Consider the following 5,392-nt stretch of genomic DNA (forward strand, 5'->3'; position numbering starts at 1 on the left):
AATGACATTGATCATACGAAGACGAAAGCAATGCATCCGCAAACCAATGGGATCTGCGAGCGCTTCCACAAGACCATTCTGCAAGAGTTCTATCAGATCACCTTCCGCAAGAAACTGTATGCCGATATTAACGAGCTACAAAAAGATCTGGACGAATGGATTAAATATTACAACAATGAGCGAACTCATCAGGGCAAGATGTGCTGCGGCAGAACGCCAATGGCAACTTTACTTGATGGTAAAACGATCTGGGCTGAGAAGAATTTAGCTCAGATCTAAACTGGCAGACACCGGTAAAAAACGGGTAACTGTCAGATCAAGTCTGAGCTACTACACCTTAAGATCTCTTTTTGCTTCTATTTTTAAATTATCTAGGCATTTTGTGACCGCTGCTAAATCCCCATCTATCCAATCATATATATCATCGGACTGCTCGGCTTCGGTCTTTTCTTTGCTGTATAGATCGAGTATTTCGACAGCTTTGTCGCTAAGTTGAAAGGATGCCAAATCCATTAATTTTCTCAGCTCTCTCGAGTATTTCTTCCAGTCCGAGGTTAATTCCTCACGCTTTTCTTCGTTCATATCTTTTCGAAGTAATTGCCCTTCATAATGCTCGGAAGCATAGTTTTTTAAATGATGAAGGGCCTCAAGAAGATTAGAATAGGTTTGCTGCTTTTTCTCCCACCATTTCTCTTCATGAAACTTACGAATGGATAATTTGACAGTAATTATTGAAGTAAATATGGCAATTAAAATTCCAGGTAATACAATTTTAGCTACACCTATCATTAAATCTTGCATGTTCTATCCTGAAAACCTAACGCCCACGCGAGGGGCAGGCAAAGTGGAGCGCGTTTTTGTGCAAAAATGAGCGCAGCGATTGCACAAAAAGGTGCGGAGCTTTGGCTGTCCCGCCGCGCTTTTCAGCGGCTAACTCCGCGTGCTTGTTAAATGTTTGCATTTGAAACCCACATGTAAACTAACCACGCTATCGTGAGACCGCCCAAACACCAGATAATGACTTGATGACGTTTTGGGTGCCGAATGGCATCACTCCACTTTCCATCTGGATTGTCAAAGCCGCCTGGCGAGCTGTCTTCAACATTCGCGATTGCGCCATTAACCAAGATTGCGACCACGGCAACCACTATAACGACTATGGCAATTCCTATGAACTTCATCTCAGGCTCTTATACATTTAACGCTCGCAGCAGGGGCGACTAATGCGCAGCGTTAGGCGTCCCGCGCAGGCCCGAAGTGCCGGAGCATACTGGCTGCGCTTGTTATGTGACTCAATCACCACCAGCACCATGAGAAGAATTGCTACTAGACATTAGCGAAGCCTCTCTATCAATTGGCTGGAAGGACTGCCGCCACTTCGGGTTCATTCTACGATTTGCTATATATGCACCAGCGAAAGGGATAACCCATATTAAAAGAAGCAGCAGAGTTAGCTCACTTCGAAATGGCACCTCATTGACAGCTTGCCTCGTGGAGAACGTTGCATATAGAGCATGAATAAAAATCAAAACAACGGCACCAGCAATATAAGTATGATTCATTAGAATCTACTCCTCTCTCATGGCTACATAACGCCCGTAACAGGCGAATTTATGTAGGTGATTGTTTTTTGGCAGCATAGCGGCCGCCACAAAACGCGTGCCAAAGGAGTCAAGTCTTGCCTTTTGCCTGGCTAACAATTCGGCTAATCCTCGAATAATGTAACCCAAAATAGTCACCGCCTCCTTCATGCTTTAACCCCGACTTATTACTGCTTTTATGATAGCCTCCTGCCGATTCTTCCTCAACATCGCAGACGTGACATGATAAAGCGCGCCTGCAAACTCCAATCTCATCGGTCTTGCCAAGCAACCTCCTGACTGGCTTAATTGAGCCAGCGAGGTGTACCAAGGCAAAAAGCAAGACTTGACCCCTTTAGCTCTTGCATATGCATCTAGAGGCTTGACATTATTGCACTTACGGCAAAGCTTTTCTTTTAGGTATTCATCGTAGCCAGCCTGTGGAGCTATCTCATGCTCATTACGCATATGGGTGATTATTGCTGACCACTCCATCACTCTATTGCAGATTGGACACGGGCGCTTATTGCCACCAGGCTTCATGCATTCAATACATTGAGCTCTATGCCCGTAGTTGTTTCCCTTATCAACAAAAAAGTTATTTATTGGCTTCAACTCTTTGCATTTGCTGCAAAACTTATCGGCATTACGGTTAAAATCAAAATATTCAACTGCTGACAAGTCATGCTCTTCCTTTAAATGCTTTAACAGCTACCTGTTTGTATGTATGCCCATATCACAAATAGCACATTTCATATTTAATTTCCCTGGCGAGCCTTATTGACTGCTAACTCTTTAGGCCATAGATATTTTCACCTAACGCCTGATTTCTGGGGCGCTTGAGGCGATGCCGGTTTTTGCGGCAGCAAAAGTGGGCAGCGGGTCAAACGTCCCTTGCAACGATTTGTTATGTTTCTACACGCAACTCTACTGCTCCCAATGGGTGCGTTTCTGAATTATAGAAGTGCAGCTGTTTCCCACTGATGTCGTGCGCGATACGTGACTTAAACGCCACTATCGCTTCAGCGTCTTGATGAGGCCAGACACCAATCGCGATTTTTGTTAGAGAGCTAGCCGCCATTGAGTCAACAATGTGTTGATCGTAGTCTTTATGCAGGGAATGGCCCAGTACAACAAGGCCCCCATTGAGGCGACTAAAGCCTTCAAAACAAAACCGCAAGTAGTCGTTGCGTTTGATGCGGGACAACTTGCGCTTCCAGCTCCCCTCTGAAATAAAGAGTGGGAATTTATCCTCCGCGGCCAGATCGAAGAGCTCTCGAAGATTGCCATCCTCACCACATGTCAATTTTTGGGTCTTTCCGTCGGCAAGCTCGACCAAGTGTATTGCGCCATGCAAATAGTGGATCTTTGTGCGATCCGCAGGGACTTCTGTGTCGGTAAGATCAAATGTGCTATTCGCTCCCCAAAAGTAGTCTTTGAATCTCCATATTTCGTCATGCAAAATTGACCAGTAAGGCAAAAGGTCGTAGTTGGTAGAAAAAACGTCACTGAACCGACGAAGCTCTCTGTTAATCGTCGTTACATCTGCTTGGCCGTGCGGTACATGAGCAAAATTAACAGCCGATGCAAGGGCGTTTTTTGTGTTCGAGTAGAGCTGCGAAATCGCTTCCTGCTGGGGATTGCCAATTTGCTCGTCAACCAACTTCGCGTGGAAAAGAATTCTTAGGACATCCTCAAAGTTTGCGCTCCCAACGTGGCCAAACAAAGCAATCGACTCATTAGTCAATCGATGTTCGAGATCTGGAAGTTGAGCTAATTCGAAAAGCGTCCCATATCCGAATCTCGTCCAGACATTCATGCTAAAACCATTTCCTAGGAGAAGGGACTGCCAACCAGCTTCAGCGATTTCGTTCCAGTCTATGAGGTGTTCGTCGATGCGGTGTTCAGTCACTCCATTTTTCCCCGAGAAACATAGCAGCTTTGTTATGAAGACTCGGGCCTTGGCCCCCTATCTCGGGGAGAATATTTGGGAGGTCATTGAAAAACGCCATTCGATCAAAGGCTTGGGTGTGTATCGCGGAAAATTCTGTCGGTGTTAGCAAGACTGACTCCTTATATCTGTTCTTTATTCCCTTCTCTTGATCATAAACCCGCTTGAATATAAATCAACAACTTAGACTACTGTAGACAGAATTAGTGAGCCCGCTTCTACTGAACACGCTATTAATAAGCGTAAATGAGATTTTACTCTGCCGAAGAATAGGTCGATCTGAATGTCCGCTAATCTGACACAACTGCCGAAAATAATGTCGATCACTATGTCTGCAATTGGCACGTACTGGCCGTTTCAGATACTTCCCGGTAACTGTTAGAGGCAAATCCGAGAATTACACTATTTAATCACTAACTAGGTAGTGTAATTTGAAAACTAAACTAAGCTATCTGTGAGTCAGATGACCAGCCTCCTGTTGATTCAATAAGTTATATATCCGCCTTCATTGCTGTCCCACAAATATTCATAGCAAATGAAGCTGCGGGTGATTGGGGTTGTTGGGTAACTCAGGCGGATCCCCTCTCAACAGAGAAAGGAGATCTCGCCGCTCAAATAAATTGAGCTGAAGAAGGCGAATCATTTGCTGAAGGCTGCGATCAATTTGGCTGCTGAACTTGATCCAGGCCAGCAGTAAATAGGTGCACATGGCGATCCAAATTTGAGTCATAACAGCATTCTTGGACGTGCCTACAAACGATTTGATTTTCAGGTTTTGCTTGATGCATTTAAAGAACAGTTCGATTTGCCAGCGGGATTTGTAGATGTCCGCAATCGTCTTGGCGGCAAGGTGGAAGTTATTGGTTAAGAACACATAGTGCTTGCCGGTTTCTGGATCGCGATACCCGATCCGGCGCAGAGGAACGGGGCAAGTTTCCGCCTTGGTACCTGTGAGCAAAATGGTCTGGTCACAGGTCAGGCCCTTGGATTTAATCACGTCACGGCGTTCGATGATGCGGTATATTGCATTCCGTTTCTGGCGAGTGACAAAGAATACCCCATTGTTATTCAAAGAGTTAAACCATGAGTAATCGACGTAGGCACGATCCATGACCACAATGCTCTCGGCCGGTAGTTCCAGAGCACGAGCGACAGTGACATCGTGTTTCTTGCCGTCGCTTATGCTGACAAAACTGGGGAGCAAGCCTTCATGATCGAGGCCAACATGGACTTTTACCGCCCCTTTGGCACGGCGGAATTTTGCCCAGGGAAACACGGAGAGACACAAATCAATCGTCGTGGAATCGAGGGAATACAGCTTGTTCCCGAAACGAAATCCATGCTTAGGCGCTACGCCCTGGCAGCGGGAAAGCAACTTATGGAACAGCGCCTCGTACAGCGTATAAGGTTGGTTCTCGTTCACACGGGAGAGGGAGCTTCGCGTTACATTCCCCGCGCCAAGATGGTAGAGCCTGGCGGCTTGCGCGGACAGGTTGCTGACGATATCACGCAAACTAGAGCGGCCAGAAAATTGTGCCAGGCTCAGTGCGACGAACTGGGACCAGCGCGACATCTTGCGCAGTTTTTGACCCTCGTGGTGCTCTTTGGCGAGGGTTTCAAATTCATGTCTCGATACCAGTTTCAGCAATTGAGAAAATACCGTGTTATGATGTGCCAAGGCTTGAATCTCCCTGTTATTACAGTGTTTGGTAGCACATCTATTGTAACAACTTGTTGAGGTTCAAGCCTTTTTTATGTCTGTTTTATGGGACAGCAATGATCCGCCTTCAGAATCAAACTGTAGTGGTCAAGTAAAACTGGCCACGGTTTAGTGGCTAATCCAATACTTTCCCTCGGCGGC

Annotated in this window: 7 protein-coding genes; 1 reads left to right on the top strand and 6 read right to left on the bottom strand. The window is 46.0% G+C overall.

The window, feature by feature from the left end:
* Positions 1–279, top strand: a 279-nt coding sequence (locus tag C0068_RS19315; RefSeq protein WP_146047867.1) for an integrase core domain-containing protein, incomplete at its 5' end; no start/stop codon positions are given.
* A gap of 51 nt (positions 280–330) precedes the next feature.
* On the opposite strand, the gene C0068_RS19320 is transcribed toward C0068_RS19315, so the two are convergent.
* The 6 genes from C0068_RS19320 to C0068_RS19350 all read right to left on the bottom strand — a co-directional run bounded on the left by C0068_RS19320 (position 331) and on the right by C0068_RS19350 (position 5,209).
* Positions 331–801, bottom strand: a complete 471-nt coding sequence (locus C0068_RS19320; protein WP_103686116.1) for a hypothetical protein — start codon at positions 799–801, stop codon at positions 331–333.
* Positions 802–947: 146 nt separating this feature from the next.
* Positions 948–1,181, bottom strand: coding sequence for a hypothetical protein (locus C0068_RS19325; protein ID WP_103686117.1), 234 nt, complete (start codon positions 1,179–1,181; stop codon positions 948–950).
* A gap of 111 nt (positions 1,182–1,292) precedes the next feature.
* Entirely contained in the window at positions 1,293–1,562 is a 270-nt protein-coding gene (locus C0068_RS19330; protein ID WP_103686118.1) for a hypothetical protein, read from the bottom strand.
* 192 nt (positions 1,563–1,754) lie between these two features.
* Complete coding sequence (locus C0068_RS19340; protein ID WP_103686120.1) at positions 1,755–2,261, bottom strand: hypothetical protein; 507 nt, start codon at positions 2,259–2,261, stop codon at positions 1,755–1,757.
* 226 nt (positions 2,262–2,487) lie between these two features.
* Positions 2,488–3,492, bottom strand: coding sequence for a DUF4917 family protein (locus C0068_RS19345; RefSeq protein WP_103686121.1), 1,005 nt, complete (start codon positions 3,490–3,492; stop codon positions 2,488–2,490).
* 565 nt (positions 3,493–4,057) lie between these two features.
* Positions 4,058–5,209, bottom strand: a complete 1,152-nt coding sequence (locus C0068_RS19350; RefSeq protein ID WP_103686122.1) for an IS4 family transposase — start codon at positions 5,207–5,209, stop codon at positions 4,058–4,060.
* Positions 5,210–5,392: the final 183 nt, after the last annotated feature.

It is taken from the genome of Zhongshania marina, from assembly GCF_002915595.1.
GTDB lineage: Bacteria > Pseudomonadota > Gammaproteobacteria > Pseudomonadales > Spongiibacteraceae > Spongiibacter > Spongiibacter marinus_B.

Excerpts from the sequence above, each read along its gene's own strand:
- C0068_RS19320 (WP_103686116.1), bottom strand. The coding sequence starts at position 801 with ATGCAAGATTTAATGATAGGTGTAGCTAAAATTGTATTACCTGGAATT.
- C0068_RS19325 (WP_103686117.1), bottom strand. The coding sequence starts at position 1,181 with ATGAAGTTCATAGGAATTGCCATAGTCGTTATAGTGGTTGCCGTGGTC.
- C0068_RS19330 (WP_103686118.1), bottom strand. The coding sequence starts at position 1,562 with ATGAATCATACTTATATTGCTGGTGCCGTTGTTTTGATTTTTATTCAT.